This window comes from Azospirillum thermophilum, from assembly GCF_003130795.1.
In the GTDB taxonomy this organism is placed as follows: domain Bacteria; phylum Pseudomonadota; class Alphaproteobacteria; order Azospirillales; family Azospirillaceae; genus Azospirillum; species Azospirillum thermophilum.
In genome coordinates this window covers 889,550-914,906 of the sequence record NZ_CP029353.1, presented here as the reverse complement: position 1 = coordinate 914,906, position 25,357 = coordinate 889,550, and the positions used below count along the sequence as shown (strand labels likewise).

Here is a 25,357-nt window from a genome sequence, read left to right as displayed (position 1 = left end):
TCAAGCGCAATGACTCGCGATCCGCGAGGAACCCGCCCTCCCGCGACCTTGAAAGGCCGCACCACCAAAAGAAAGGGGCCGCCCTCGCGGGCAGCCCCCTCCCCTGCGCTCTTCCGCTGCCCGGACGTCAGGCGGCGGTGCTCTCCTCGCCCGGCTGCGGCAGGGCCGGAGCCTCCTCCGGCGCGCCGGCTTCCAGGCTGGCGGCCCGGTCGCGCTCCGCGGCGATCTGCTTCAGGCGGTTGACCACCGAGCCGGTGCCGGCCGGGATCAGGCGGCCGACGATGACGTTCTCCTTCAGGCCTTCCAGGTTGTCGACCTTGCCGCCGACCGCCGCTTCCGTGAGGACGCGGGTGGTTTCCTGGAACGACGCGGCGGAGATGAAGGAGCGGGTCTGCAGCGACGCCTTGGTGATGCCCTGCAGGACCGGATGACCCGACGCGGGCTTCAGGCCCTCGCCGATGGTCTTCTCGTTCTCCTCGTCGAACTCCTGGCGGTCGACCTGCTCGCCCACCAGGAAGGTGGTCTCGCCGGCGTCGGTGATCTCGACCTTCTGCAGCATCTGGCGGACGATCACCTCGATGTGCTTGTCGTTGATCTTCACGCCCTGCAGTCGATAGACGTCCTGGATCTCGTTGATCAGGTAGTCGGCCAGAGCCTCCACACCCATCACCGACAGGATGTCGTGCGGCACCGGGTTGCCGTCCATCAGGAGATCGCCGCGCTGGACATAGTCACCCTCCTGCACGGAGATGTGCTTGCCCTTCGGGATCAGATACTCCTTCTCGTCACCGGTCTCGTCGTTGCGGACGACGATGCGGCGCTTGGTCTTGTAGTCCTTGCCGAACTCCACGCGGCCGTCGATCTCCGAGATGATCGCGAAGTCCTTCGGACGGCGCGCCTCGAACAGCTCGGCCACGCGCGGCAGACCGCCCGTGATGTCGCGGGTCTTGGAGGACTCGCGGGGGATACGGGCCAGCACGTCACCGGCCTTGACGCTCGCGCCGTTCTCCACCGACAGGATCGCGTCGACGGAGAGGAAGTAGCGGGCCTCCAGGCCGTTCGGCAGGGTGATCGCATCGCCGCGCTCGTCGCGCAGCACGATGCGCGGCTTCAGATCCGCGCCGCGCGGCTGCTGACGCCAGTCGACGACGACGCGCGAGGAGATGCCCGTCGCCTCGTCCATCACCTCGCGGACCGACACGCCCTCGACCAGGTCGACATAGCTGGCGGTACCGTCGCGCTCGGTGATGATCGGCAGGGTGTAGGGGTCCCACTCGGCCAGCTTCTGGCCGCGCGCGACCTTCGCCCCCTCGTCGGCCAGCAGCTTGGCACCGTACGGCACGCGGTGACGCGCCCGCTCGCGGCCCTGCTCGTCGAGCAGCACCACCTCGGTGTTGCGGCCCATGACCACCGGGATGCTGGCGGAGTTGATGACGACGTTGCGGTTGACGATCCGCACCGTGGCGTCGAACGCCGCCTCCACCTGGCTCTGCTCCGCACCGCGCTGGGCGGCGCCGCCGATGTGGAAGGTACGCATGGTGAGCTGGGTGCCCGGCTCGCCGATCGACTGCGCCGCGATGACGCCGACCGCCTCGCCGACGTTGACCAGCGTGCCGCGGGCCAGGTCACGGCCGTAGCACTTGGCGCAGACGCCGTCCTTGGTCTCGCAGGTCAGCACCGAGCGGATCTTCACCGAGTCGATGCCCGACCGCTCGATGCGGTCGACCGTCGGCTCGTCGATCAGGCCGCCGTCCGGCACGATCAGCTCGCCGTTCAGCGGGTCGATCAGGTCGCCCACCACCGTGCGGCCCAGGATGCGGTCGCCCAGCGGGGAGATGACCTCGCCGCCGTCGATCACCGCCTTGACCGTGATGCCCTTGTCGGTGCCGCAGTCGTGCTCGACGATGATGGCGTCCTGCGCCACGTCGACCAGACGGCGGGTGAGGTAACCGGAGTTCGCGGTCTTGAGCGCCGTGTCGGCCAGGCCCTTGCGGGCGCCGTGGGTGGAGTTGAAGTACTCCAGCACGGTCAGGCCTTCCTTGAAGTTCGAGATGATCGGCGTCTCGATGATCTCGCCCGACGGCTTGGCCATCAGGCCGCGCATGCCGGCGAGCTGACGGATCTGGGCCGCCGAGCCGCGGGCACCGGAGTGCGCCATCATGTAGACCGAGTTGACCTGCTTGCCCGGGGCGGTGTCGGAGATGACCTTCATCATCTCGGAGGCCACCTTCTCGGTGCACTCCGACCACACGTCGACCACCTTGTTGTACTTCTCGCCCTGGGTGATCAGGCCGTCGAGGTACTGCTGCTCGTACTCCTTGACGCGGTCCTTGGCGTCGTTGACCAGCTTCTTCTTCGCCTCGGGGATGACCATGTCGTCCTTGCCGAAGGAGATGCCGGCGCGGCAGGCGTGGCCGAAGCCCAGCTTCATCAGGCGGTCGGCGAAGATCACCGTCTCCTTCTGACCGCAATGGCGGTAGACGGCGTCGATGACGTTGCCGACGTCCTTCTTGGTCAGCAGGCGGTTGATCAGCGCGAACGGCACCTGCGGGTGGCGCGGCAGGATCTCGGACAGCAGCATGCGGCCCGGGGTCGTCTCCACGATCGTGGTGATCGGGTTGCCCTCGGAGTCGACGCCCTTGTAGCGGGCCTTCACCTTGGCGTGCAGCGTCACGACCTTGGCGTCCAGCGCCTGCTCGATCTCGCCGACGTTGGCGAAGGTCATGCCCTCGCCCTTCTCACCCGGACGCTCCATCGTGATGTAGTAGATACCCAGCACGATGTCCTGCGACGGCACGATGATCGGCTTGCCGTTCGCGGGCGACAGGATGTTGTTGGTCGACATCATCAGGACGCGCGCTTCCAGCTGGGCCTCGAGGCTCAGCGGGACGTGCACGGCCATCTGGTCGCCGTCGAAGTCGGCGTTGAAGGCCGTGCAGACCAGCGGGTGGAGCTGGATCGCCTTGCCCTCAATCAGCGTCGGCTCGAAGGCCTGGATGCCCAGGCGGTGGAGCGTCGGCGCGCGGTTCAGCATCACCGGATGCTCGCGGATGACCTCCTCCAGGATGTCCCACACCTCGGGACGCTCCTTCTCAACCATCCGCTTGGCGGCCTTGATGGTGGAGGCGAGACCGTACAGCTCCAGCTTGGCGTAGATGAAGGGCTTGAACAGCTCCAGCGCCATCTTCTTCGGCAGGCCGCACTGGTGCAGCTTCAGCTCCGGGCCGACCACGATGACCGAACGGCCGGAGTAGTCGACGCGCTTGCCGAGCAGGTTCTGGCGGAAGCGGCCCTGCTTGCCCTTCAGCATGTCTGACAGCGACTTCAGCGGACGCTTGTTGGCGCCGGTGATGACGCGGCCGCGGCGGCCGTTGTCGAACAGGGCGTCGACGGCCTCCTGCAGCATGCGCTTCTCGTTGCGCACGATGATGTCCGGCGCCTTCAGCTCGATCAGCCGCTTCAGACGGTTGTTGCGGTTGATGACGCGGCGGTACAGGTCGTTGAGGTCCGAGGTCGCGAAACGGCCGCCGTCCAGCGGGACGAGCGGGCGCAGCTCCGGCGGGATGACCGGGATGACTTCCAGGATCATCCATTCCGGACGCGACTGCGACGCCAGGAAGGCGTCGATCAGCTTCAGCCGCTTCACGAGCTTCTTGCGCTTGGCCTCGGACGAGGTGTCGCGCAGGTCCTCGCGGCAGCGCTTCTTCTCCTCCTCGAGATCGAGCGCGGACAGCATGATGCGCAGCGCCTCGGCGCCGATGGACGCCGTGAAGGCGTCCTCGCCATACTCGTCCTGGGCGTTCATGAACTCTTCCTCGCCGAGAAGCTGGTGCAGCTTCAGCGGGGTGAGGCCCGGCTCGATGACGACGTAGTTTTCGAAATAGAGGATCCGCTCCAGATCCTTCAGCGTCATGTCGAGCAGCAGACCGATGCGGCTCGGCAAGGACTTCAGGAACCAGATGTGCGCGACGGGCGACGCCAGCTCGATGTGGCCCATGCGCTCGCGCCGGACCTTCGACAGCGTCACCTCGACGCCGCACTTCTCGCAGATGATGCCGCGGTACTTCATGCGCTTGTACTTGCCGCACAAGCACTCGTAATCCTTGATCGGCCCGAAGATGCGCGCGCAGAAGAGGCCGTCGCGCTCCGGCTTGAAGGTGCGGTAGTTGATGGTCTCCGGCTTCTTGATCTCGCCGAACGACCAGGAGCGGATCCGCTCGGGGCTCGCGATCTGGATACGGATCTGATCGAAGCTCTGGGGACCCTGGACCTGGCCGAAAATGTTCATCAACTCATTCATGACCGTCTCCCGCTGGCGGCGCCGCGTTGTCGGTTAGGGGCAGTGCTCGCCGAAAGGGGCCTAGGTAGGCCCTCTTCCGGCGAGTTCAAGTCTTGATGGCTCAGTACGTCCGCTGGTTCAGCTCGACGTTCAGGCCGAGCGAGCGGAGCTCCTTGACCAGCACGTTGAACGATTCGGGGATGCCGGCCTCGAAGTTGTCGTCACCGCGGACGATCGCCTCGTAGACCTTGGTGCGGCCGGACACGTCGTCCGACTTCACCGTCAGCATCTCCTGCAGCGTATAGGCGGCACCGTAGGCTTCGAGTGCCCACACCTCCATCTCACCGAAGCGCTGGCCGCCGAACTGCGCCTTGCCGCCCAGCGGCTGCTGGGTGACGAGCGAGTACGGACCGATCGACCGGGCGTGGATCTTGTCGTCCACCAGGTGATGCAGCTTCAGCATGTAGATGTAGCCGACGGTCACCGGACGGTCGAAGGTCTCGCCCGTACGGCCGTCGACCAGCGTGGACTGGCCCGAGCGGTTGAAGCCGGCCAGCTCCAGGTGACGGCAGATGTCGTCCTCGCGGGCGCCGTCGAAGACCGGCGTCGCGAAGGGCACGCCCTTGCGCAGGTTGCCGGCCAGCTCCAGCAGCTCCGCCTCGCTCATGTCGGCGATGTCCTCGGCGTAGATCCTGTCGCCGTAGGCGGTCTTCAGGCGCTGCCGCAGGGTCTCGATCCCCTGCTGCGCGTCGCCCTTGCCGCGCATCGCCAGGCGGTACTGGTCGACGGCCTGGCCGATCTGCCGGCCGAGACCGGCGGCGGCCCAGCCCAGGTGCGTCTCGAGGATCTGACCGATGTTCATGCGCGACGGCACGCCCAGCGGGTTCAGCACGAGATCGACCGGGGTGCCGTCCTCGAGGTACGGCATGTCCTCCTGCGGCAGGATGCGCGAGACGACACCCTTGTTGCCGTGACGGCCGGCCATCTTGTCGCCGGGCTGCAGCTTGCGCTTCACCGCGACGAACACCTTGACCATCTTCATGACGCCCGGCGGCAGCTCGTCGCCGCGCTGCAGCTTCTCGACCTTGTTCTCGAAGCGGTTCTGCAGCGCCTGGATGGAGTCGTCGAACACCTTGCCCAGGTTCTCGACCGTCTCCATCACCTGCTCGTCGGCAATGGCGATCTGGCGCCACAGCCCCTTAGACAGACCCGCCAGCACCTCGTCGGTGATGATGGTGCCGGCCTTCATGCCCTTCGGACCGGACTGGGCGGTCTGGCCGAGCAGCACTTCCTTCAGGCGGGTGTAGAAGCTGCGCTCCAGGATCGCGCGCTCGTCGTCGCGGTCCTTGGCCAGCTTCTCGATCTCCGCCCGTTCGATGGCGAGCGCGCGCTCATCCTTGTCGACGCCGCGGCGGCTGAACACGCGGACCTCGACCACCGTGCCGGCGACGCCGGGCGGCAGGCGCAGCGAGGTGTCGCGGACGTCGGACGCCTTCTCGCCGAAGATGGCGCGCAGCAGCTTCTCTTCCGGCGTCATCGGGCTTTCGCCCTTCGGCGTCACCTTGCCGACCAGGATGTCGCCCGGGCGGACCTCGGCGCCGATGTAGACGATGCCGGCCTCGTCGAGGTTCTTGAGGGCCTCCTCGCCGACGTTCGGGATGTCGCGGGTGATCTCCTCCTGGCCCAGCTTGGTGTCGCGGGCCATGACCTCGAACTCCTCGATGTGGATCGAGGTGAAGACGTCATCCTTGACGATGCGCTCGTTGATGAGGATCGAGTCCTCGAAGTTGTAGCCGTTCCACGGCATGAACGCGACGAGCACGTTCCGGCCGAGCGCCAGCTCCCCCAGCTCCGTCGAGGGACCGTCGGCGATGATGTCGCCGGCCGCCACGCGGTCGCCCACCTTCACCAGCGGACGCTGGGTGATGCAGGTGTTCTGGTTGGAGCGCTGGAACTTCAGCAGGTTGTAGATGTCGACGCCCGGCGCCGTGGAGTCGGCGTTGTCGGTCGCGCGCACCACGACGCGGGTGGCGTCCACCTGGTCGACGATGCCCTTGCGCTTGGCGACGATGGTCACGCCGCTGTCGCGGGCGACGGTGGCCTCCATGCCGGTGCCGACCAGCGGGGCGTCGGCCTTGACCAGCGGCACCGCCTGACGCTGCATGTTCGAGCCCATCAGCGCGCGGTTGGCGTCGTCGTTCTCGAGGAACGGGATGAGCGCCGCGGCGACGGACACCAGCTGCTTCGGCGACACGTCGATCAGGTCGATCGCCTCGGGGCGGAACATCAGGTATTCGCCGGCCTGGCGGCAGGACACCAGGTCGTTGGCGAAGCGGTTGTTCTCGTCCAGCTCGGCGTTGGCCTGCGCGATGACGTAGCGGCCCTCCTCCATGGCGGAGAGGTACACGACCTCGTCGGTCACGCGGCCGTCCGCGACCTTGCGGTACGGGCTCTCGATGAAGCCGTACTGGTTGACGCGGGCATAGGTGGCGAGCGAGTTGATCAGGCCGATGTTCGGACCTTCGGGGGTCTCAATCGGGCAGATGCGGCCGTAGTGCGTCGGGTGCACGTCGCGCACCTCGAAGCCGGCGCGCTCGCGGGTCAGACCGCCCGGGCCGAGGGCCGAGAGACGACGCTTGTGCGTGATCTCGGACAGCGGGTTGGTCTGGTCCATGAACTGCGAGAGCTGCGAGGAGCCGAAGAACTCGCGCACCGCGGCCGCCGCCGGCTTGGCGTTGATCAGGTCGTGCGGCATGACGGTGTCGATCTCGACCGAGCTCATGCGCTCGCGGATCGCGCGCTCCATGCGCAGCAGGCCGACGCGGTACTGGTTCTCCATCAGCTCGCCGACCGAGCGGACGCGGCGGTTGCCGAGGTGGTCGATGTCGTCGATCTCGCCGCGGCCGTCCTTCAGGTTCACCAGGATCTTCAGGATCGCAAGGATGTCCTCCTTGCGCAGCACGCGCATCTGGTCGTCCGTCTGGAAGCCCAGGCGGGCGTTCATCTTCACGCGGCCGACGGCCGAGAGGTCGTAGCGCTCGCTGTCGAAGAACAGGCCGTTGAACAGGGCCTCGGCGGACTCCAGGGTCGGCGGCTCGCCCGGACGCATGACGCGGTAGATGTCGATCAGCGCGTCTTCACGGCTGGCGTTGCGGTCCGCATTCATGGTGTTGCGGATGTAGGCGCCGACGTTCAGGTGGTCGATCGCCAGCACCGGCAGCTCGTCGACGCCGGCCTTCTCGAGCTTGTCGAGATCGCTGGCCGACAGCTCGTCGCCCGCCTCGTAGAGCACCTCGCCGGTGCGCTCGTTGATGATGTCCACCGCGAGATAGCGGCCGGTCAGCTCCTCGGTCGAGACGAGCATCTCGGTCAGGCCGCCCTCGACCAGCTTCTTGATCAGGCGGGGAGTCATCTTGGTGCCGGCCTCGGCGACCACCTGGCCCGAGTTGGCGTCCACCAGGTCGGAGGCGAGCTTCACGCCCTTCATGCGGTCGGCGTTGAAGGGGTCTTCCAGCCGCCCGACGCGCGGGCATAGGTGATGGTGTCGTAGAAGAAGTTGAGGATCTCCTCCTTCGACATGCCCTGCGCCTCATAGGGCTGCAGGTCCTTGCGCTGCGCCTTGCGCTCGGCGCGCAGAGCCTCGGTATCCGCGCCGTCCAGGGCGAACAGCAGCGTGGTGGCCGGCAGCTTGCGGCGGCGGTCGATGCGCACGTAGACGAGGTCCTTGGCGTCGAACTCGAAGTCCAGCCAGGAGCCGCGGTACGGGATGACGCGGGCGGCGAAGAGATACTTGCCCGACGAGTGGGTCTTGCCCTTGTCGTGGTCGAAGAAGACGCCCGGGCTGCGGTGCATCTGGGAGACGATGACGCGCTCGGTGCCGTTGATGATGAAGGTGCCGTTGGCCGTCATCAGGGCATGTCGCCCATGTAGACGTCCTGCTCCTTGATGTCGCGGATGGAGCGGAGGCCGGTGTCCTCCTCCACGTCGAAGACGGACAGACGCAGGGTCACCTTCAGCGGCGCCGCGAAGGTCATGCCGCGCTGCTGGCACTCTTCCACATCGTACTTCGGCTGCTCCAGCTCGTACTTCACGAAGTCGAGCACGGCGCGGTCCGAGAAATCCTTGATCGGGAAGACCGACCGGAAGACCTCCTGGAGGCCGAGGTTGGCCCGCTTCTCCGGCGGGACGTCCATTTGCAGGAAGTGGTCGTAGGAGCTGCGCTGCACCTCGATGAGGTTGGGCATCTGGGTGACTTCCGGGATGCGCCCGAAGCTCTTCCGAACACGTTTACGACCCGTAAAGGATTTGGCCATGGATGTCCCCAAGCGTCTGCTACGTGATGCGCTCAACCAACCGCAATGGCGACCGCGCGGACCGTCCCGAAAAAAGGGACGGAAAGAGCCGGGCCGGGAAACCCGGTCCGGTGGAAGGCAGAAAACGCCGTGCGGCGGCAGACCCCCGCTGGGGGCCGGCCGCCGTCCGACGTGGAACTATGTAACCCGTTACGCTGCAAGGTCTTACTTAATATCGACCTTCGCGCCGGCCTCTTCAAGCTGCTTCTTGATCTTGCCGGCCTCGTCCTTCGACACGCCTTCCTTGACGGTCTTCGGAGCGCCCTCGACGAGATCCTTCGCCTCCTTCAGGCCCAGGCCGGTGATGGCGCGGACTTCCTTGATGACGTTGATCTTCTTGTCGCCGGCGTCGGCGAGGATGACCGTGAACTCGGTCTGCTCCTCGGCCGGAGCGGCGGCGGCGCCACCACCGGCGGCCGGGGCGGCGGCGACGGCCACCGGAGCGGCGGCGGACACGCCCCACTTCTCCTCGAGCATCTTCGACAGCTCGGCGGCCTCGAGAACGGTCAGGGCCGACAGATCGTCGACCAGCTTCTGCAGATCAGCCATTTAACTACTCCAACGACTTGAGTTCTGGGTTCGGTAGAAAACGCGACAATGCGGCTCAGGCCGCCTCGTCCTTCTTCGCGTAGGCCGCCAGCACGCGGGCGACCTGGCCGCCCGGAGCCTGGAGGACACCGGCGATACGGGTCGCCGGGGTCTGGATCATGCCCACGAGCTTGGCGCGCAGTTCGTCCAGCGACGGGAGCGTGGCGAGCGCCTTGACTCCCTCGGCGTCGAGGATCTGGTTGCCCAGGGCGGCGCCGACGATCTGCAGCTTCTCGTTGGTCTTCGCGTAGTCGACGACGGCCTTCGCCGCCGCAACCGGATCCTTCGAGTAAGCGATCGCCGTCGGGCCCTTGAAGAGGCCGTCCAGACCTTCGAACTGCGTGCCCTGAAGGGCGCGACGGGCGAGCCGGTTCTTCGTCACCTTGAAGCCGGCACCCGCGGCCCGCACTTTTCCGCGCAGGTCGGTGACTTCCTTCACCGTCAGGCCCAGATGGTGGGTCACCACCACCAGGCCCGTGTCCTGCAGCTTCGAGTGCAGGTCCGCGATCGTCGCTTCTTTTTGTGTACGATCCACGGATCGCCTCCTTGCACAGAGGTGTACATGGAACCCCGTCCCGCGGACGGTCGGGGGCTCCGGCGAACCTGTCCCAGAAGTTCAAGCCGTTCCTGACGCGGGCGAACCCGCGGTGGTCAACGGTTTCAACTCCTGTCTGCGCCGGCTTTGGGTTTTAAGCCCTTCCCCTACGGGAGGGGACGGGCACCAGCGGTCTCGGACAGGGGTGGAGGGAGGACACGAGGCCCTCCGTCCGATCGCTGCCGGTCCCGGAGGAACCGGCGGCGAAACTCATGACACTCAGGCCTGCGCGGCCAGAGTGGCGACGTCGAGCTTCAGGCCGGCGCCCATGGTCGAGGACAGCGACACCTTCTCGATGTAGGTGCCCTTGGCCCCGGTCGGCTTGGCGCGGGTGATGGCGTCGACGAAGGCGCGGACGTTCTCGACCAGGGCCTGCTCCGAGAAGCTGGCCTTGCCGATGCCGGCGTGGACGATGCCGGTCTTCTCGGCGCGGAACTCCACGGCGCCCGCCTTGGCGGCCTTGACGGCCGAGGCGACGTCCGGGGTCACGGTGCCGAGCTTCGGGTTCGGCATCAGGCCGCGCGGGCCGAGCACCTTGCCGAGCTTGCCGACCACGCCCATCATGTCCGGGGACGCGATGCAGCGGTCGAAGTCGATGTTGCCGGCCAGGATCTTCTCGGCCAGATCGTCGGCGCCGACGATGTCGGCACCGGCGGCCAGGGCCTCGTCGGCCTTGCCGGCGCGGGCGAACACGGCGACGCGCACGGTCTTGCCGGTGCCGTTCGGCAGGTTCACGACGCCGCGGACCATCTGGTCGGCGTGGCGCGGATCGATGCCGAGGTTCATGGCGATCTCGATGGTCTCGTCGAACTTCGCCTTGGCGTTGTTCTTGACCAGCGACACGGCGTCTTCCAGCTTGTAGAAGGCGTCGCGGTTGATGTTCTTGCGGGCGTCCGTCAGACGCTTACCGACCTTCGCCATCTGATCAGCCCTCCACCACTTCGAGGCCCATCGAGCGGGCCGAGCCGGCGATCATGCTGGCGGCGTGCTCGACGTCGTTCGCGTTGAGATCGGCCATCTTCTTCTGGGCGATCTCGCGGACCTGGGTCATCGTCACCTTGCCGACGAAGCCACCCTTGCCCGGGGTCTGCGAACCCTTGTCCAGACCGGCGGCCTTCTTCAGGAAGTAGCTGGCCGGCGGGGTCTTGGTCACGAAGGTGAAGGTACGGTCACCGTAGGCGGTGATCACCACGGGGATCGGCATGCCGACTTCCAGGTCCGCCGTCTTGGCGTTGAAAGCCTTGCAGAACTCCATGATGTTCAGGCCGCGCTGACCGAGCGCCGGGCCGATCGGCGGCGACGGGTTCGCCTTGCCGGCCGGGACCTGCAGTTTGATGTATCCGACAATCTTCTTTGCCATGTCAGAACCTCCTGGGACGGCGCTGCGACGCTGCCTCAGCGCCGTCGGGGCTTTGCGGTACGGCTATGGCGTGCCTCCCGCAACAGAATGGAGCCCCCGGCTCGAGGCCGGCGGCTCCGCGAAACGCTGTTCAGACCACTCAGACCTTTTCGACCTGGGTGTACTCCAGCTCGACCGGGGTGGAGCGGCCGAAGATCGACACCGCCACCTTGAGGCGGGACTTCTCCTCGTCCACTTCCTCGACGACGCCGTTGAAGGAGGTGAAGGGGCCGTCGCTCACGCGGACCTGCTCGCCCACCTCGAAGGTGACCGACGGTTTCGGGCGCTCAAAGCCTTCCTGCACCTGATGGATGATCCGCTCCGCCTCACGCTGGCTGATCGGCTGCGGCTTGCCGCCGCCGCCCAGGAAGCCGGTGACCTTCGGCGTGTTCTTGACCAGATGCCAAGACTCGTCCGTCAGGTCCATCTTGATGAGGACGTAGCCGGGGAAGAACTTGTTCTCGACATTCACCTTGGCGCCGCGGCGGACTTCGACCACCTGCTCGGTCGGCACCAGGATCTCTTCGAACTTGTCCTCCAGTCCCTTCTGGGCCGCCTTCTCGCGGATGGACTGGGCGACTTTCTTCTCGAATCCGGAATAAACGTGAACGACGTACCAGCGCATAGCCATGGATCAGCCCCCCAGCCCCAGGACCAGTCGGACGGCGACAGCCATCACCTGATCGACAACGAGGAAGAACAGAGCGGCCAGAACGACCATGACGAAGACCATGGCGGTCGTGATACCGGTTTCCTTGCGGGTCGGCCAGGTCACCCTGGCAACCTCGCGGCGGACCTCGCGCGCAAATTCTGCAGGACTGACTTTAGCCATTGAACCGACCGTGCGAGCTCCGGGGCGACTTGGGGCGTCGCTTGTGCCCTTGACATAAACCATGTCCGATGATCAGGGACGGGTGGCAGGAGTGGAGGGGCTCGAACCCCCAACCCCCGGTTTTGGAGACCGGTGCTCTACCAATTGAGCTACACTCCTAGAACCCGTCAGCCGGGGGAGTCCGGAGACCCCCCTTGGCCTGCACCTTACATGTTCCCTGCCGCCTTGGCCTGACCGATCAGGCTCGGCCTGACAGAAGGGGAACGGGTCCGGTGCATCAAGAACTCCGCCGCCGACCATTGCTGCCCGGCGGCGGAGGCAGGCTTATAGCATTACGCGATGATGGACGCAACAACGCCGGCGCCGACGGTGCGGCCACCCTCGCGGATGGCGAAGCGCAGGCCCTCGTCCATGGCGATCGGAGCGATCAGCTCGACTTCCATGGCGACGTTGTCGCCCGGCATCACCATCTCCGTGCCTTCCGGCAGCTTCACCATGCCCGTCACGTCGGTCGTGCGGAAGTAGAACTGCGGACGGTAGTTGGTGAAGAACGGGGTGTGGCGGCCGCCCTCTTCCTTCGTCAGGATGTAGGCCTCGGCCTTGAACTTGGTGTGCGGGGTGATCGAGCCCGGCTTGGCCAGAACCTGGCCGCGCTCCACGTCCTCGCGCTTGGTGCCGCGCAGCAGCGCGCCGATGTTGTCGCCGGCCTCGCCCTGGTCGAGCAGCTTGCGGAACATCTCGACGCCCGTCACCGTCGTCTTCACCGTCGCCTTCAGGCCGACGATCTCGACTTCCTCGCCGACCTTCACCACGCCACGCTCGACGCGGCCGGTCACCACGGTGCCGCGGCCCGAGATCGAGAACACGTCCTCGATCGGCATCAGGAACGGACGGTCCTTCGGACGCTCCGGCTGCGGGATGTAGCGGTCGACCTCGGCCATCAGCTGCAGGATGGCGTCACGGCCGATCGCCGGCTCGCGGTCCTCCAGCGCGCACAGCGCCGAACCCTTGACGATCGGAATCTCGTCGCCCGGGAACTGGTAGGAGGACAGCAGCTCGCGCACCTCCAGCTCCACCAGCTCCAGCAGCTCGGGATCGTCGACCATGTCGACCTTGTTCATGAACACCACCAGCGCCGGCACGCCGACCTGACGGGCCAGCAGGATGTGCTCGCGGGTCTGCGGCATCGGGCCGTCGGCGGCCGACACCACCAGGATCGCGCCGTCCATCTGGGCGGCGCCGGTGATCATGTTCTTCACATAGTCGGCGTGGCCCGGGCAGTCGACGTGCGCGTAGTGGCGGTTGTCGGTCTCGTACTCCACGTGGGCGGTCGAGATCGTGATGCCGCGCGCCTTCTCTTCCGGCGCCTTGTCGATCTGGTCGTAGGCGGTGAACGTCGCGCCGCCCTTTTCCGCCAGCACCTTCGTGATGGCCGCCGTCAGCGACGTCTTGCCGTGGTCGACGTGCCCGATCGTGCCGATGTTGCAGTGCGGCTTGTTCCGCTCAAACTTTGCCTTCGCCATCGCTTTGGTCTTTCGTTCCCGACGTTCCGGACGCACACAATGGCCCGGCCGGGACCGTCGCTCCCTGGTGCGCGCGGAATGGAGCGGGTGAGGGGAATCGAACCCCCGTCGTAAGCTTGGAAGGCTTCTGCTCTACCATTGAGCTACACCCGCCTAAGCCATCCCGCCGGCACAACCCTCCGGGGTAACGTGGTCACGGACAAGCCGTGGAAAGTAAGTGGTGGAAGGGGCTGGATTCGAACCAGCGTACGCTAACGCGGGCAGATTTACAGTCTGCTGCCTTTAACCACTCGGCCACCCTTCCTCAGGTCCGCAGCGGGTTGTGCCCGCCGCGGAGTTCGGCACTATGCGAATTTTTTGCGCCTTGTCAACACGTCCGAAGCGGTTCAAATCACTTTTTCGTGAGCACGCCGTTCCGGCGCCCCTCCCCCTCCCATACCGGATACCATGACCCGCCCCCGCAAGCCCGCCGCCCCGTCCAACTCCCCCTATGCGCAGAGCCGGCCGCAGCCCCAGCACGGCCACGACCAGCCGCCCTCCTCCGGCCGCGGCGGCAACCGCGGCGAGCGGCCGCGCGGCGCCCAGGGCGTGCTGCTCTACGGCCTGCACCCGGTGACCGCGGCATGGCTGAACCCGGACCGGCGCATCCACCGGCTGCTGGTGACGGAGGCCGGGCGCGCCGCGATGGAGCCGGTGCTGGCCGAGGCGCGGGCCAAGGGTCTCGTCCGGCCGATGCCGAGCCCGGCCGACAAGCCGGACCTGGAGCGCATGCTGCCGCCCGGCGCGGTCCACCAGGGCGTCGTGCTGGACACGGCCCCGCTGCCCGAGCTCGGATTGGAAGATGTCGTCGCCGAGCTGGAGGAGGAGGCGCCCGCGGTGGTCGTCGTCCTCGACCAGGTGACGGACCCGCACAATGTCGGCGCCATCCTGAGGTCCGCCGCCGCCTTCGGGGCGAAGGCGGTCGTGGTGACGGAGCGCCATGCGCCGGAGACGACGGGCGTGCTCGCCAAGAGCGCGTCGGGCGCGCTGGAGGCGGTTCCGCTGGTGCGCGTCACCAACCTGTCGCGGGCGCTCGGCGAGTTGCAGGAGGCGGGGTTCTGGAGCGTCGGCCTCGCCGAATCGGGAAAGAGCACGCTGGCGCAGCTCGACCTTTCCGGGCGGACGGCGCTGGTCCTGGGGGCGGAAGGCGCCGGGCTGCGCCGGCTGACCATGGAGCGCTGCGACATGATCGCGCGCCTGCCCACCGGCGGACCGATCGGCAGCCTGAACGTTTCCAACGCCGCCGCGGTCGCACTCTACGAGGTGGCCCGGCTGCGCGGCTGAGCGCCCGGGCTGAGCGCGGAAGTGGTCGGGAGGCGGCGGGCATGCACGGGAATCGCATTTGAAAAAGAGGAGTAGCGTCGTGGGTGGAAATGGATTCTGACTATCGGCCCAAGGCAGAGGAACTGTGTCGATGGCCGGTGTGTTTCGCATTTCCTTTCAAGGGCTACCCGATCCGCGAACGGGCAATGCCCGGCGTCACGACCTGCTGGAGGTGCTGACCATCGCGCTGACGGCATCGATCTGCGGGGCGGAAAGCTGCGTGGACTTCGCCCTGTTCGCCCGCGACCGGCGGGCGCTGTTCGCGGAGTTTCTGGAACTGGCGGGCGGGTTGCCCAGCCACGACACCTTCTCACGCATCTTCCGCTTGCTGGACCCGGCGGCGCTCGCGCGCTGCTTTGAGCAATTTCTCGGCCAGTTGGGCGAGGATGGCGCCGGAGTGCTGGCGATCGACGGCAAGACGCTGCGCGGCTCCTTCGATCGGGCCGCCGGCCGCTCGGCCCTGCATGTCGTCACCGCGTTTGCCTCCGGCGCCCGGATGGTGGTGGGGCAGCGGGCGGTGGCGGCGGGCGAGAACGAGATCACCGCGGCGCGGGCGTTGCTGGAACTGTTCGACCTCAACGGCGTGCTGGTCACCGGCGACGCCCTTCATTGTCAGGCGCAGACCGCGCAGACCATTCTGGAGCGGGGTGGCGACTGGCTGTTCCCGCTCAAGGACAACCGCCCGGCGCTGCGGGCCGAGGTGGAGCGCTACTTCGCCGACCCGGCGGCGGCGTTGGGCGACGCCCACGTCACCACCGACGCCGATCACGGCCGCATCGAGGTTCGCCGGCACTGGACCAGCCCGGAGGTGGCGTGGCTGGCCTCCGACCGCCGCTTTCCCGACGAGGCCGCCCTGCCGGGCCTGAAGACCCTGGGCCTGATCGAGCGCACCGTCACCGCGGCCGACCAGCGCACGACGACCACCCGCACCCTCTATCTCTCCTCCGCTCGACTGGATGCCAAAGCCCTGGCCCGCGCCGTGCGCGCCCATTGGAGCATCGAGGCCGCCGTCCATTGGGTGCTCGACACCAGCTTTGACGAGGACCGCGCCCGCAACCGCAAGGACCATGGCCCCGAAAACCTCGCCATCCTGCGAAAGCTCGCCCTCAACGTCGTGCGCGCCGCGAAAAACGACGACTCCATCCGCGCCAGACGCAAGCGCGCCGGATGGTCCGACGACTACGCCCGTTCAATCCTCGCTCAAATGCGATAGCCGTGGGCGGGCATGCGCCGGGGGTTGTTCCCGTCGCGCCGGAACGCTAGTGTAGCCGCCCGCTTGGGAGGCGCGCCGGATTAGCTCAGCTGGTAGAGCAGCTGATTTGTAATCAGAAGGTCACGGGTTCGAATCCTGTATCCGGCACCACCCCTGCTGTCCGACGCGAACGGGATGGTGGGCGATGACGATCGAGGTCTCCGGGTCTGTCCTCTCCGGGTCTGTCTGCGGCTGCGACCTGCTCCCGACCGGCGCCGCCGAGCTGGATGCCGAGCATGAGGCGATCCTCGGCTCCCTGACGCTGATGCTCGGGCAGGAGGTGGTCCCGCCCGACACCCTGCGGGGCCTGCGGCGCATGATGGCCGACCATTTCGCCACCGAGGCGCGGGAGTTTCCGCGGCTGCGGCCGGACCGGCGGACGGCGCACCAGGAGGCCCATGACCATTTCCTGCGCACCGTCGACGGGCTGCTGGCGCGCGGCGACACCGGCCAGCCCGTGGGCAACGCCGACATCTATCCGCTGATGCTGTGGTTCGTCGTCCATTCCAACACGGCCGATGCGGAGCTTGCCGAGTCGGCCGGGCCACATGGCGCCCTGCCGGATCTGGGAACGATGAAGGGGATGATGGCTGCGCTGGAGCACCCGGAGTTCACCGCCTCCTGACCGGCGGCTCTCCCGGCGGCACGGAACCCCGGCGGCAGGTCGCGGTTGGAATGGGCAGTCATCCCCATTCCCGAAAGCAGAGGCCGCCCCATGCCCCCTACCCCCGAGCCTCCGAACCGCACCGGCCGCGACCCGAGCGCGACGGCGGACGCCCAGCGGCTGCGCCACCGGATCGACCAGGGCCTGACCGGCGACAAGGTGCCGGCGACCGACCCGGCCGCCGCCCCGCTGGGAACCGACGACGAGGCGGCCGGCACCTCCCCCCTGATCCGCGATACGGGAGATGCCGTGCCCGAGGACCAGCGCATCCCGCCCGGCCAGAAGAAGGGCGGCGATACGCTGGAAAGCTGATCCCGGATCCCTGGTTGCTCAGAAGTAGCGCTCCGGAACGCGCACCACGTCGTCGGGCATCACCGGCGTGGTGACCGGGGCGCGGCGGATCTGCTTCTGCGGATCGTTGCCGCGGGTGATGAGGACATACTCCTCCTTGGCGCGGTAGGTGTACCCGCCGGCCATGGCGACCGCGGACATGGCGGTCATCCCGTTGACATACTGGTACTGGCCGGGGTTGCGCACCTCGCCCAGGATGAAGAACGGGCGGTGGTTCATCACCTCCACGCTGACCTTGGCATCGCGCACATAGCCCTGCGACAGGCGCTGCGTGATGTCCTTCTCCAGGTCGCGGGTGGTGCGGTTGCGCGCGTTGATGTCGCCGATCAGCGGCATGGCGACCTTGCCGCCGCCGTCCACGCGGAACTCGCCGGAGAGCTGCTCCTCGCCGAAGACGATCACGCGCAGGGCGTCTCCCGGGCCGAGCCTGTATTCGGACACCTGGGCGGCCTCAGGCGGCTCCAGCGGGTAGTCCTGCCCGGCGCAGCCGGCCATGACGAGCGCGACCGTGGCGAGGCCCAGCCCACGGAACATCTGACGTCGTTTCATCCCAAACCCTTCCCTGGCTCGCGGGGGCGGCAAGGGAAACGGCGCTGCTGCGGCCCGCTCCCCGACCCCCAATGATCTCGGGCCGGAGACTAGCAACTCGCACGCGCCTGGGAAAAAGTGGAGAGGAATTACCGCCTTCGGACGCCGGCCAGGAACGCTTCCGGCCGAGGAGGTCCTATGCAAAGGGCGCCCGCCGCAAGACGGACGCCCTTTTTCCGAGGTAATCGGCCGGTATGGATATTCGGCCTACATCTGGGCGCCGACGCGCAGATACACGAGGTTGTTGCTGTAATCCAGACCGGCCGCGTCGGACTTGCGCTTTTCATAGGTGTAGCCGCCGGTCAGCGACAGATAGCGGTTGAGCTGATAGGTCGCCCCCGCCCCCAGCGTATAGACGTCGTCCTGGCGGCTGATGCCGTTGAAGTCGTCCAGGCGGTACTGGGCGCGGGCGTTCAGCAGCAGGGAGCGCAGCAGCTCGTGGTCGACGCCGACCGCCACCAGCGTGCGGGTGTAGCTGGAGGCGGCACTGCGGCCGATGCTGCTGCTGGTCTCGCGCACCGACCGGCTGACCGAGCCGCTGACGGTGGTGAGCTGCGTCACCGACCAGTTCACCCGGCCGCCGAAGGACACGCCGCTGAAGTCCTTCAGGCGGGAGTCGTCGTAGTTCTTGGCCAGATAGCCGGCATACACCTCGCCGGTGATCAGGCCGGTCAGGTCGGTGCTGAGGCCGGCGACGATCTCGTAGCCGTCCGAGTCGCGGTTGACGCCCGAGAAGTCCCGGTCCATGCGGTGGCGGGTCCAGGAATAGGTGCCCTGGATGAAGGTCTCGTAGCCGTCCATGAACTCGTAGCCGACGCGGCCGGTGCCGGCATACTCCCAGCGGTCGCGGTCGCCCTGTCGGGACACGCCGCCGGCGTTCAGCGGGGTGTCGTCGTATTCGTAGTAGTTGGCGTGGCCGGCCAGGCGGGCGCGGATGCGGTTGAAGCGCTGGGTATAGCCGGCCTCGCCGCCGCTGACGCGGTAGACCACCGGCTCGGCGTTGCCGGTGAAGCTGTCGGTGTCGCCGCGGCCCTCGTGGTTGCGCCGGTGGAACAGCGCGCCGTCCAGCGAGCCGTTGCGCGACACGTCGAACCGGCCGTCCGCCTGCACCTGATAGTCGGTGTAGTTCTCGCTGGTGTAGTCGCTGTAGCGGCCGGCGTTGGCCAGCGCCGAGAAGTTCAGCGCATGCGAGGAGAAGTCGGAGCGGATGTCCAGGCGCGGCCGCACGACCCAGATGTAGTCGTCGCGCCGGTTGGAGCTGGTCGCGAAGACGTTGCTGTCATAGGTCACGCCAGTTTCCAGGCGCGGCAGGATGTTGAAGGAGCCGGCCCGGATGCCGAGCTGCTCCACCTCCGGACGCCGGCGCTCAAGAACGGTCTCGCCGCGCTGAAGGTCCTGGGCGGACGCGGGGGCGGCCCCCGGGAGCGACGACAGCCCGGTGGTGGCGAGCGCGAGGGCGAGGACGGACAGGGTGCTGGACTTCATTCGTGTCACCGCGCGTGGCTGGTTCAGTCGGCCGCCCGGCCCTTCCCTTCCGGCGGTCCGGCGGCGGCCGGCGGTGGAAAGAGCGGTCGGCTGGCGCCCCTTCGGGAAGCACCGAGTTGCCGCAAGTCAACTTACTGCGTGCCCGCAATGCAACAGCCAAGCCACGGCAATACCGTTTTTGCCACTGCCTGTGTTGTCCGCGCCACAAGACTTGCCACCTGGCGCATTCGGTCGCGCTTTTACCTCCTTGGTCTAAGCCTATTGGCATAGGAGGCAGGTATTCACCGCCGAGGGGCGGGAACCGGTCGCGGGGTGCCGCCGTTCTGTCGGCAGCATCGGAGAGGAAGCGAAAGACGGAACCGACATGGCCAAGCACCTGGACACCCCGCCGCCGCCGAGTTCGCCCAAGCGACCGGAGGACCGGACCACCCCGCCCTACACCCCCGGCGGCGTAACCGCGCCCGACGGTGAAGTCCCTAAATCAGATACGGAGAAAACCGTTCCACCGCGAACCTATCCTCCGAAACAGAACCCGTGACGAACGGAAGGGCGGGTGGAGCGGAGGCCTGCGAGCCGCAATGCAATCCCCCCACTTTTGATAATGCATCGCGGTTGGCTCCACCACGTTTCCTGGCGGATGCTACTGGTTATAAATGCATGAGCACTCTACAACTGTGGCTGTATGCCGCAGTTGCGAACATTGCTTCCCGGTCATTGCCTCCGTACGGTTTTGTACGGAGCGCGTCCGTTGATGCGCGTGCCGGAACGGAACGGCGGAGCGGGGTGGAACGGCAGCCTGCACCCGCCATCCGGCCGGACGCCATCACCGACACCGGGAGCGGCGCTCCATGACCGGTCCGCCTTTGCCCGGACGGAAGGCGGACGCGAACGCATGTGGGTTCCATGGACGATCTCGCCCGGCCGCCGCCCGTGCTCTACCAGCTTTCGGATCAGGTGCATCACCGCCTGCGCCGCGTCCATCAGCGCGCGTCGGCGGTCTTCCTCGACTGCATCGGCGACGCCCAGCTCACGCCCACCCAGTGGGCCGCCCTGGTGACCCTGCACACCGAAGGGGCGCTGTCGCAGAACCAGCTCGGCCGGCTGACCTACATGGATCCGGCGACCACCCAGGGCGTCATCCTGCGCCTGGTGGAGCGCAAGCTGGTGGAGCGCCACCCCGACCCGCAGGACCGCCGCCGCACCAGCGTCCAGCTCACGCGCAGCGGCCAGACCATCGTCACCTCCCTGCTCGCCAGAGCCGCGAGCGCCCATGACAAGACGCTGGAGCCGTTGAACGCCGAGGAGCAGGCGACCCTGATGGGGCTGCTCGCCCGGCTGATGTAAGGCGCCGCTGCGGACCGGGAGCCGGTGCGGACCCGTTTCGCCGGGTTTGGCTTTTGCTCGGGGTTTGGTATGAACGCCGGGGTGCGCGTCGTCCGTCGGGCGGCCGTGCCCGCCGGGCGACAGCCGGCCCGACCCATTCCGGCTTCAACCACTCCGGACGACCGCAGCATCATGAACCGCCGCCAGCTCCTCCCGCTCTTCGGCGCAGCCCTGTGCGCCGCCGCTTGCGCGGCGACCGTCGTCGCGCTTCCCTCCGCAGCCCGGGCCCAGGGCGCCGGCGCATCCGGTGCGCAGGGCGCTGCGGCGCATCCCGTCCGCGTCGGCGAGATCAACAGCTATACCGGCCTGCCCGCCTTCACCATCCCCTACCGCCAGGGTTGGCAGCTCGCGGTGGAGGAGGTGAACGCCGGGGGTGGCCTGCTCGGCGGACGCAGGCTGGAGGTGGTGTCGCGCGACGACGCCGGAAAGCCGGACGACGCCGTCCGCGTGGCGCAGGAGCTTCTCAGCAGCGAGAAGGTCGACCTGCTGGCCGGCACCTATTTCTCGCACATCGGCCTCGCGGTCGCCGATTTCGCCGCCCGCAACAAGGTGCCCTTCGTCGCGGCGGAGCCGCTGACCGACGCCATCACCTGGTCCAAGGGCAACCGCTACACCTTCCGCCTGCGCCCAAGCACCTACATGCAGGCCGCCATGCTGGTGGAGGAGGCGGCGAAGCTGCCGGCGAAGCGCTGGGCCACCGTGGCGCCCAACTATGAATACGGCCAGTCGGCGGTGGGGTGGTTCCGCCAGCTCCTCAAGGAGAAGCGCCCGGACGTCGAGTTCGTCGCCGAGCAGTGGCCGGCCCAGGGCAAGCTGGAGGCCGGGCCGACCGTGCAGGCGCTGGCCGCCGCCAATCCCGAGGCCATCTTCAACGTCACCTTCGGCGCCGACCTCGCCAAGTTCGTGCGCGAGGGCGAGGGGCGCGGCCTGTTCCGCAACCGCAAGGTCGTCAGCCTGCTGACCGGCGAGCCCGAGTATCTGGAACCGATGAAGGACGAGGCGCCGGAGGGCTGGATCGTCACCGGCTACCCTGTCGAGCAGATCGACACCCCCGCGCACAAGGCCTTCCGCGACGCCTATCAGGCCCGCTTCAAGGATCTGCCGAAGCTGGGCTCGGTCGTCGGCTATGCCACGATGAAGGCGATCGCCGCCGCGGTGGAGAAGGCCGGGTCGACCGATCCGGAGAAGCTGGTGGAGGCACTGGCCGGTCTGACCATCGACAGCCCCTTCGGCCGGGTCGTCTTCCGCGCCTCCGACCATCAGGCGACCATGGGCGCGTACGTCGGGACCACCGCCGTGAAGGACGGGCGCGGTACGCTGACGGGCTGGCGCTATGCCGACGGTGCCGCCTACCTGCCGTCGGACGAGGCGGTGAAGGCCCTGCGGCCGGCGCCGTAACCCGGCCCGTCCCATGTCCTTCCTGCTCGTCCAGTGCCTCAGCGGTCTGGCGACCGCGGCGACGCTGTTCCTGGTGTCGTCGGGGCTGACCATCGTGTTCGGCGTTACGCGCATCGTGAACTTCGCCCACGGCTCCTTCTACATGCTCGGCGCCTATGTCGGCTGGTCGCTGATCGAGCGCTGGGGAAGCACGCCGCTGGGCTTCTGGGGCGGTGTCGCCGGGTCGGCGCTGGCGGTCGGGCTGCTGGGTGCTGTGATGGAGGTCGCACTGCTGCGCCGGCTCTACCGCTCGCCGGAGCTGTTCCAGCTTCTCGCCACCTTCGGTGTCGTTCTGGTGGTGCAGGACGCGGCCGCCGCCCTCTGGGGACCGGAGGATCTGCTGGGCCGCCGGGCACCGGGCCTCAAGGGCTCGGTCGAGATCCTGGGACAGCCCTTCCCGCTCTACGACCTCGTGCTGGTGGCGCTGGGGCCGCTGGTGCTGGGGGCGCTGTGGCTGCTGTTCAACCGCACGCGCTGGGGCACGCTGGTCCGCGCCGCCACCCAGGACCGCGAGATGACCGCGGCGCTCGGCGTCAACCAGGCGACCCTGTTCACCGGCGTGCTGTTCCTCGGCTCGGCGCTGGCCGGTCTCGGCGGCGCGCTGCAGGTCCCGCGCGAGGCGGTGACCCTGCACATGGACATGGCCATCGTGGTGGAGGCCTTCGTGGTGGTGGTGGTCGGCGGCATGGGCAGCCTGCCGGGCGCCTTCCTCGCCTCGCTGCTGATCGGCCAACTTCAGGCCTTCGGCATCCTGGTCTTCCCGCAGATCACCCTGGTGCTGGTCTTCCTGTTCATGGCGGTGGTGCTTGTCCTGCGCCCGCACGGTCTGCTCGGCCGGGCGGAGGAGGTGCCGCCGACCGCCGCCAATCCCGGCCCGCCGCTGGTCGCCGCCACGGGATGGCGGGGCCGGGCGCCGGCCCTGCTGCTGGGGCTGCTGGCCCTGGCGCCGCTGGCGGCCGGCGACTACACGCTGATCGTCCTGACGGAGATGGTGATCCTCGCCCTCTTCGCGGCAAGCCTCCACCTGCTGATCGGGCTGGGCGGGCTGGTGTCCTTCGGCCATGCCGCCTGGTTCGGGCTGGGCGCCTATGGCGCGGCGCTCGCGGTGAAGCATCTGGCCGCCCCGATGCCGCTGGCGCTGGCCGCCGCGCCGCTGCTGGCCGGCGCCGGGGCGCTGGCGGCGGGCTGGTTCTGCGTGCGCCGCTCCGGTCTCTATTTCGCCATGCTGACGCTGGCCTTCGCGCAGATCGTCTGGTCGGTCGCCTTCCAGTGGTACGAGGTGACGGGCGGCGACAACGGCCTGCTCGGCATCTGGCCGCCGGGCTGGGCGGCGGGCAAGCCGGCCTTCTACCTGCTGACGCTGGCGCTCTGCGGCGGCGCGCTGGCCCTGCTGCGGCGGGCCGCCTTCGCCCCCTTCGGCTATGCGCTGCGGGCCGGGCGCGATTCGGCGCTGCGGGCGGAGGCGGTGGGCATCGACGTGCGGGCGCACCAGTGGGCGGCCTTCGGCCTCGCCGGGGCTGCCGCCGGCTTCGGCGGCGGGCTCTACGCCTTCGCCAAGGGCAGCGTCTTCCCCACCCTGCTGGCGGTGCCGATGTCGGTGGACGGGCTGGTGATGGTCCTGCTGGGCGGGCTGCAGACGCTGTCCGGCCCGGTGGCCGGCGCCGCCCTCTTCCACCTGCTGGAGGCCGAGGTGATGCGGCTGACCGACCTGTGGCGACTGGCGCTCGGCGTCGTCATCCTGGCGCTGGTGCTGGCGTTCCCCAAGGGCGTCGTCGGCTTCCTGCGGGAACGGATGGGCGGAGGCGCGTCGTGAGCCGGCTGGTGGTGGAGAACCTGCACCGCTCCTTCGGCGGGGTGAAGGCGGTGCGCGGCGTGTCCTTCACGCTCGACGGCGGGGAGCTGCTGGCGCTGATCGGCCCCAACGGGGCGGGCAAGAGCACCTGCTTCAACCTGCTGAACGGCCAGCTCCGCCCCGACGAGGGCAGCGTCACGCTCGACGGCACGCCGCTGGTCGGGCTGCCGCCGCGGCGCATCTGGGACCTGGGCGTCGGCCGCACCTTCCAGATCACCGCCACCTTCGCCTCCATGACGGTGGCGGAGAATGTCCAGATGGTCCTGCTGTCGAAGGCCCGTGCCCTGTTCGGCCTGTGGCGCCCGGCGGCCGGCCGCTTCCGCGCCGAGGCGCTGGAGGTGCTGGACCGCGTCGGCATGGCGGACCAGGCGGACCGGCCCTGCGCCGTGCTGGCCTATGGCGACCTGAAGCGGGTCGAGCTGGCGATGGCGCTGGCCGGCGCGCCGAAGCTGCTGCTGATGGACGAGCCGACCGCCGGCATGGCGCCCGCCGAGCGGCTGGAGCTGATGGCGCTGACCGCCGCGCTGGTCCGGGAAAGCGGCCTCGCCGTGCTGTTCACCGAGCATGACATGGACGTCGTCTTCGGCCACGCCAGCCGCATCCTGGTGCTCGACCGCGGCCAGCCGATCGCCGGGGGCAGTCCGGCGCAGGTGCGGGCGGACCCGCGGGTCCGGGCGGTCTATCTGGGGAGCGAGCCATGAGCGACGCGCTGCTGAGCGTCACCGGCCTGCAGGCCTGGTACGGGCGCGCCCACATTCTGGACGGCGTGGATCTCACCGTCGGCCGCGGCGAGGTCCTGGCGCTGGTCGGCCGCAACGGTGCCGGCAAGACCACCACGCTGAAGGCGGTCATGGGGCTGATCGACGCCCGCGCCGGCTCGGTGCGCTTCGACGGGCGGGAGATCGCGGCGCTGCCGCCGCACCGCATCGCCCGGCTCGGCGTCGGCTATGTGCCGGAGGACCGGCGCGTCTTCGCCGAGCTGACGGTCGAGGAGAATCTGGAGGTCGGCCGCCAGCCGCCCCGCCCCGGCGCGCCGCACTGGACGCCGGACCGGCTCTACGCCCTGTTCCCCAACCTTGCGGAGATGCGAGGCCGCCGCGGCGCCCGGATGAGCGGCGGCGAGCAGCAGATGCTGACGCTGGCGCGCACGCTGATGGGCAACCCGTCGCTCCTCCTTCTCGACGAGCCGTCGGAGGGGCTGGCCCCGCGCATCGTCCAGCAGATGGCCGAGGCGCTGAAGGCCCTGAAGGCGGAGGGGCTGTCGATCCTGCTGTCGGAACAGAACCTCGGCTTCGCGGCGGCGGTGGCCGACCGCGCCACGGTCATCGAGACGGGACGCATCCGCTGGACCGGCGCGATGCCGGCCCTGCTGCAGGACGAGCAGGCCCGGCGCAACTGGCTGGCGGTCTGACGGC

22 protein-coding genes and 4 tRNA genes are annotated in these 25,357 nt (G+C 68.2%); 10 read left to right on the top strand and 16 right to left on the bottom strand.

What is annotated here, in order from left to right; all coding sequences use genetic code 11:
- Nucleotides 1–127 precede the first annotated feature (127 nt).
- The 14 genes from rpoC to DEW08_RS10310 form a co-directional block, all read right to left on the bottom strand.
- Complete coding sequence (gene rpoC, locus DEW08_RS10365) at nucleotides 128–4,300, bottom strand: DNA-directed RNA polymerase subunit beta' (protein WP_109326861.1); 4,173 nt, start codon at nucleotides 4,298–4,300, stop codon at nucleotides 128–130.
- A 100-nt stretch (nucleotides 4,301–4,400) separates the two neighbouring features.
- A complete protein-coding gene (gene rpoB / locus DEW08_RS10360) occupies nucleotides 4,401–7,643 on the bottom strand; it encodes a DNA-directed RNA polymerase subunit beta (RefSeq protein WP_425429118.1) in 3,243 nt (1,080 codons plus the stop codon).
- Nucleotides 7,644–7,762: 119 nt separating this feature from the next.
- Complete coding sequence (locus DEW08_RS33755; protein ID WP_425429115.1) at nucleotides 7,763–8,188, bottom strand: hypothetical protein; 426 nt, start codon at nucleotides 8,186–8,188, stop codon at nucleotides 7,763–7,765.
- Nucleotides 8,188–8,523, bottom strand: coding sequence for a hypothetical protein (locus DEW08_RS33750; RefSeq protein ID WP_425429114.1), 336 nt, complete (start codon nucleotides 8,521–8,523; stop codon nucleotides 8,188–8,190). Before DEW08_RS33750 ends, DEW08_RS33755 begins: the two co-directional genes overlap by 1 nt.
- A gap of 273 nt (nucleotides 8,524–8,796) precedes the next feature.
- Nucleotides 8,797–9,180 (bottom strand): 50S ribosomal protein L7/L12, encoded by a 384-nt coding sequence (gene rplL / locus DEW08_RS10355; RefSeq protein ID WP_109326860.1) that lies wholly within the window; start codon nucleotides 9,178–9,180, stop codon nucleotides 8,797–8,799.
- A 55-nt stretch (nucleotides 9,181–9,235) separates the two neighbouring features.
- Nucleotides 9,236–9,754, bottom strand: a complete 519-nt coding sequence (gene rplJ / locus DEW08_RS10350) for a 50S ribosomal protein L10 (protein ID WP_109326859.1) — start codon at nucleotides 9,752–9,754, stop codon at nucleotides 9,236–9,238.
- Between the two features lie 279 nt (nucleotides 9,755–10,033).
- Nucleotides 10,034–10,735, bottom strand: a complete 702-nt coding sequence (rplA, locus tag DEW08_RS10345) for a 50S ribosomal protein L1 (protein ID WP_109326852.1) — start codon at nucleotides 10,733–10,735, stop codon at nucleotides 10,034–10,036.
- A 4-nt stretch (nucleotides 10,736–10,739) separates the two neighbouring features.
- Entirely contained in the window at nucleotides 10,740–11,174 is a 435-nt protein-coding gene (gene rplK, locus DEW08_RS10340; protein WP_109326851.1) for a 50S ribosomal protein L11, read from the bottom strand.
- A 139-nt stretch (nucleotides 11,175–11,313) separates the two neighbouring features.
- Nucleotides 11,314–11,844 carry a transcription termination/antitermination protein NusG gene (gene nusG, locus DEW08_RS10335; RefSeq protein ID WP_109326850.1) on the bottom strand — a complete coding sequence of 177 codons (531 nt, stop codon included), beginning with the start codon at nucleotides 11,842–11,844 and terminating at the stop codon, nucleotides 11,314–11,316.
- A gap of 3 nt (nucleotides 11,845–11,847) precedes the next feature.
- The gene (secE, locus tag DEW08_RS10330; RefSeq protein ID WP_109326848.1) at nucleotides 11,848–12,045 is read right to left on the bottom strand and encodes a preprotein translocase subunit SecE; all 198 of its coding nucleotides are present in this window, start codon (nucleotides 12,043–12,045) and stop codon (nucleotides 11,848–11,850) included.
- An 83-nt stretch (nucleotides 12,046–12,128) separates the two neighbouring features.
- Nucleotides 12,129–12,204, bottom strand: a tRNA-Trp gene (locus tag DEW08_RS10325).
- A 173-nt stretch (nucleotides 12,205–12,377) separates the two neighbouring features.
- On the bottom strand, nucleotides 12,378–13,568 hold the full coding sequence (gene tuf, locus DEW08_RS10320) for an elongation factor Tu (protein ID WP_109326847.1): 1,191 nt from the start codon (nucleotides 13,566–13,568) through the stop codon (nucleotides 12,378–12,380).
- A gap of 79 nt (nucleotides 13,569–13,647) precedes the next feature.
- Nucleotides 13,648–13,721: transfer RNA gene (locus tag DEW08_RS10315), tRNA-Gly, on the bottom strand.
- Between the two features lie 65 nt (nucleotides 13,722–13,786).
- Nucleotides 13,787–13,872, bottom strand: a tRNA-Tyr gene (locus tag DEW08_RS10310).
- Between the two features lie 143 nt (nucleotides 13,873–14,015).
- On the opposite strand from DEW08_RS10310, the gene rlmB reads away from it, so the two are divergent.
- From rlmB to DEW08_RS10285, 5 genes are all read left to right on the top strand, one after another.
- Nucleotides 14,016–14,891 (top strand): 23S rRNA (guanosine(2251)-2'-O)-methyltransferase RlmB, encoded by an 876-nt coding sequence (gene rlmB / locus DEW08_RS10305; protein ID WP_109326843.1) that lies wholly within the window; start codon nucleotides 14,016–14,018, stop codon nucleotides 14,889–14,891.
- Between the two features lie 130 nt (nucleotides 14,892–15,021).
- Nucleotides 15,022–16,143 carry an ISAs1 family transposase gene (locus tag DEW08_RS10300; RefSeq protein ID WP_109326842.1) on the top strand — a complete coding sequence of 374 codons (1,122 nt, stop codon included), beginning with the start codon at nucleotides 15,022–15,024 and terminating at the stop codon, nucleotides 16,141–16,143.
- 74 nt (nucleotides 16,144–16,217) lie between these two features.
- A tRNA-Thr gene (locus tag DEW08_RS10295) sits at nucleotides 16,218–16,293 on the top strand.
- Nucleotides 16,294–16,327: 34 nt separating this feature from the next.
- Nucleotides 16,328–16,807, top strand: coding sequence for a hemerythrin domain-containing protein (locus DEW08_RS10290; protein WP_109326841.1), 480 nt, complete (start codon nucleotides 16,328–16,330; stop codon nucleotides 16,805–16,807).
- Between the two features lie 90 nt (nucleotides 16,808–16,897).
- Nucleotides 16,898–17,158: a hypothetical protein gene (locus DEW08_RS10285; RefSeq protein WP_109326840.1), complete on the top strand. Its 261-nt coding sequence runs from the start codon at nucleotides 16,898–16,900 to the stop codon at nucleotides 17,156–17,158.
- A gap of 18 nt (nucleotides 17,159–17,176) precedes the next feature.
- Here DEW08_RS10285 and DEW08_RS10280 read toward each other — a convergent pair whose 3' ends face one another.
- Nucleotides 17,177–17,746 carry a polysaccharide biosynthesis/export family protein gene (locus DEW08_RS10280; RefSeq protein ID WP_109326839.1) on the bottom strand — a complete coding sequence of 190 codons (570 nt, stop codon included), beginning with the start codon at nucleotides 17,744–17,746 and terminating at the stop codon, nucleotides 17,177–17,179.
- Between the two features lie 246 nt (nucleotides 17,747–17,992).
- Complete coding sequence (locus DEW08_RS10275; RefSeq protein ID WP_109326838.1) at nucleotides 17,993–19,270, bottom strand: outer membrane beta-barrel protein; 1,278 nt, start codon at nucleotides 19,268–19,270, stop codon at nucleotides 17,993–17,995.
- Nucleotides 19,271–20,173: 903 nt separating this feature from the next.
- Here DEW08_RS10275 and DEW08_RS10270 point away from each other — a divergent pair.
- The 5 genes from DEW08_RS10270 (at nucleotide 20,174) to DEW08_RS10250 (ending at nucleotide 25,353) form a co-directional block, all read left to right on the top strand.
- Nucleotides 20,174–20,614, top strand: a complete 441-nt coding sequence (locus DEW08_RS10270; RefSeq protein ID WP_109326833.1) for a MarR family winged helix-turn-helix transcriptional regulator — start codon at nucleotides 20,174–20,176, stop codon at nucleotides 20,612–20,614.
- A gap of 171 nt (nucleotides 20,615–20,785) precedes the next feature.
- Nucleotides 20,786–22,051: an ABC transporter substrate-binding protein gene (locus DEW08_RS10265; RefSeq protein ID WP_109326831.1), complete on the top strand. Its 1,266-nt coding sequence runs from the start codon at nucleotides 20,786–20,788 to the stop codon at nucleotides 22,049–22,051.
- 13 nt (nucleotides 22,052–22,064) lie between these two features.
- A complete protein-coding gene (locus DEW08_RS10260) occupies nucleotides 22,065–23,903 on the top strand; it encodes an ABC transporter permease (protein ID WP_109326830.1) in 1,839 nt (612 codons plus the stop codon).
- A complete protein-coding gene (locus DEW08_RS10255) occupies nucleotides 23,900–24,643 on the top strand; it encodes an ABC transporter ATP-binding protein (RefSeq protein ID WP_109326825.1) in 744 nt (247 codons plus the stop codon). The genes DEW08_RS10260 and DEW08_RS10255 overlap by 4 nt, the downstream gene beginning before the upstream one ends.
- Nucleotides 24,640–25,353 (top strand): ABC transporter ATP-binding protein, encoded by a 714-nt coding sequence (locus tag DEW08_RS10250; protein ID WP_109326824.1) that lies wholly within the window; start codon nucleotides 24,640–24,642, stop codon nucleotides 25,351–25,353. The genes DEW08_RS10255 and DEW08_RS10250 overlap by 4 nt, the downstream gene beginning before the upstream one ends.
- The last annotated feature ends 4 nt before the right edge of the window (nucleotides 25,354–25,357 follow it).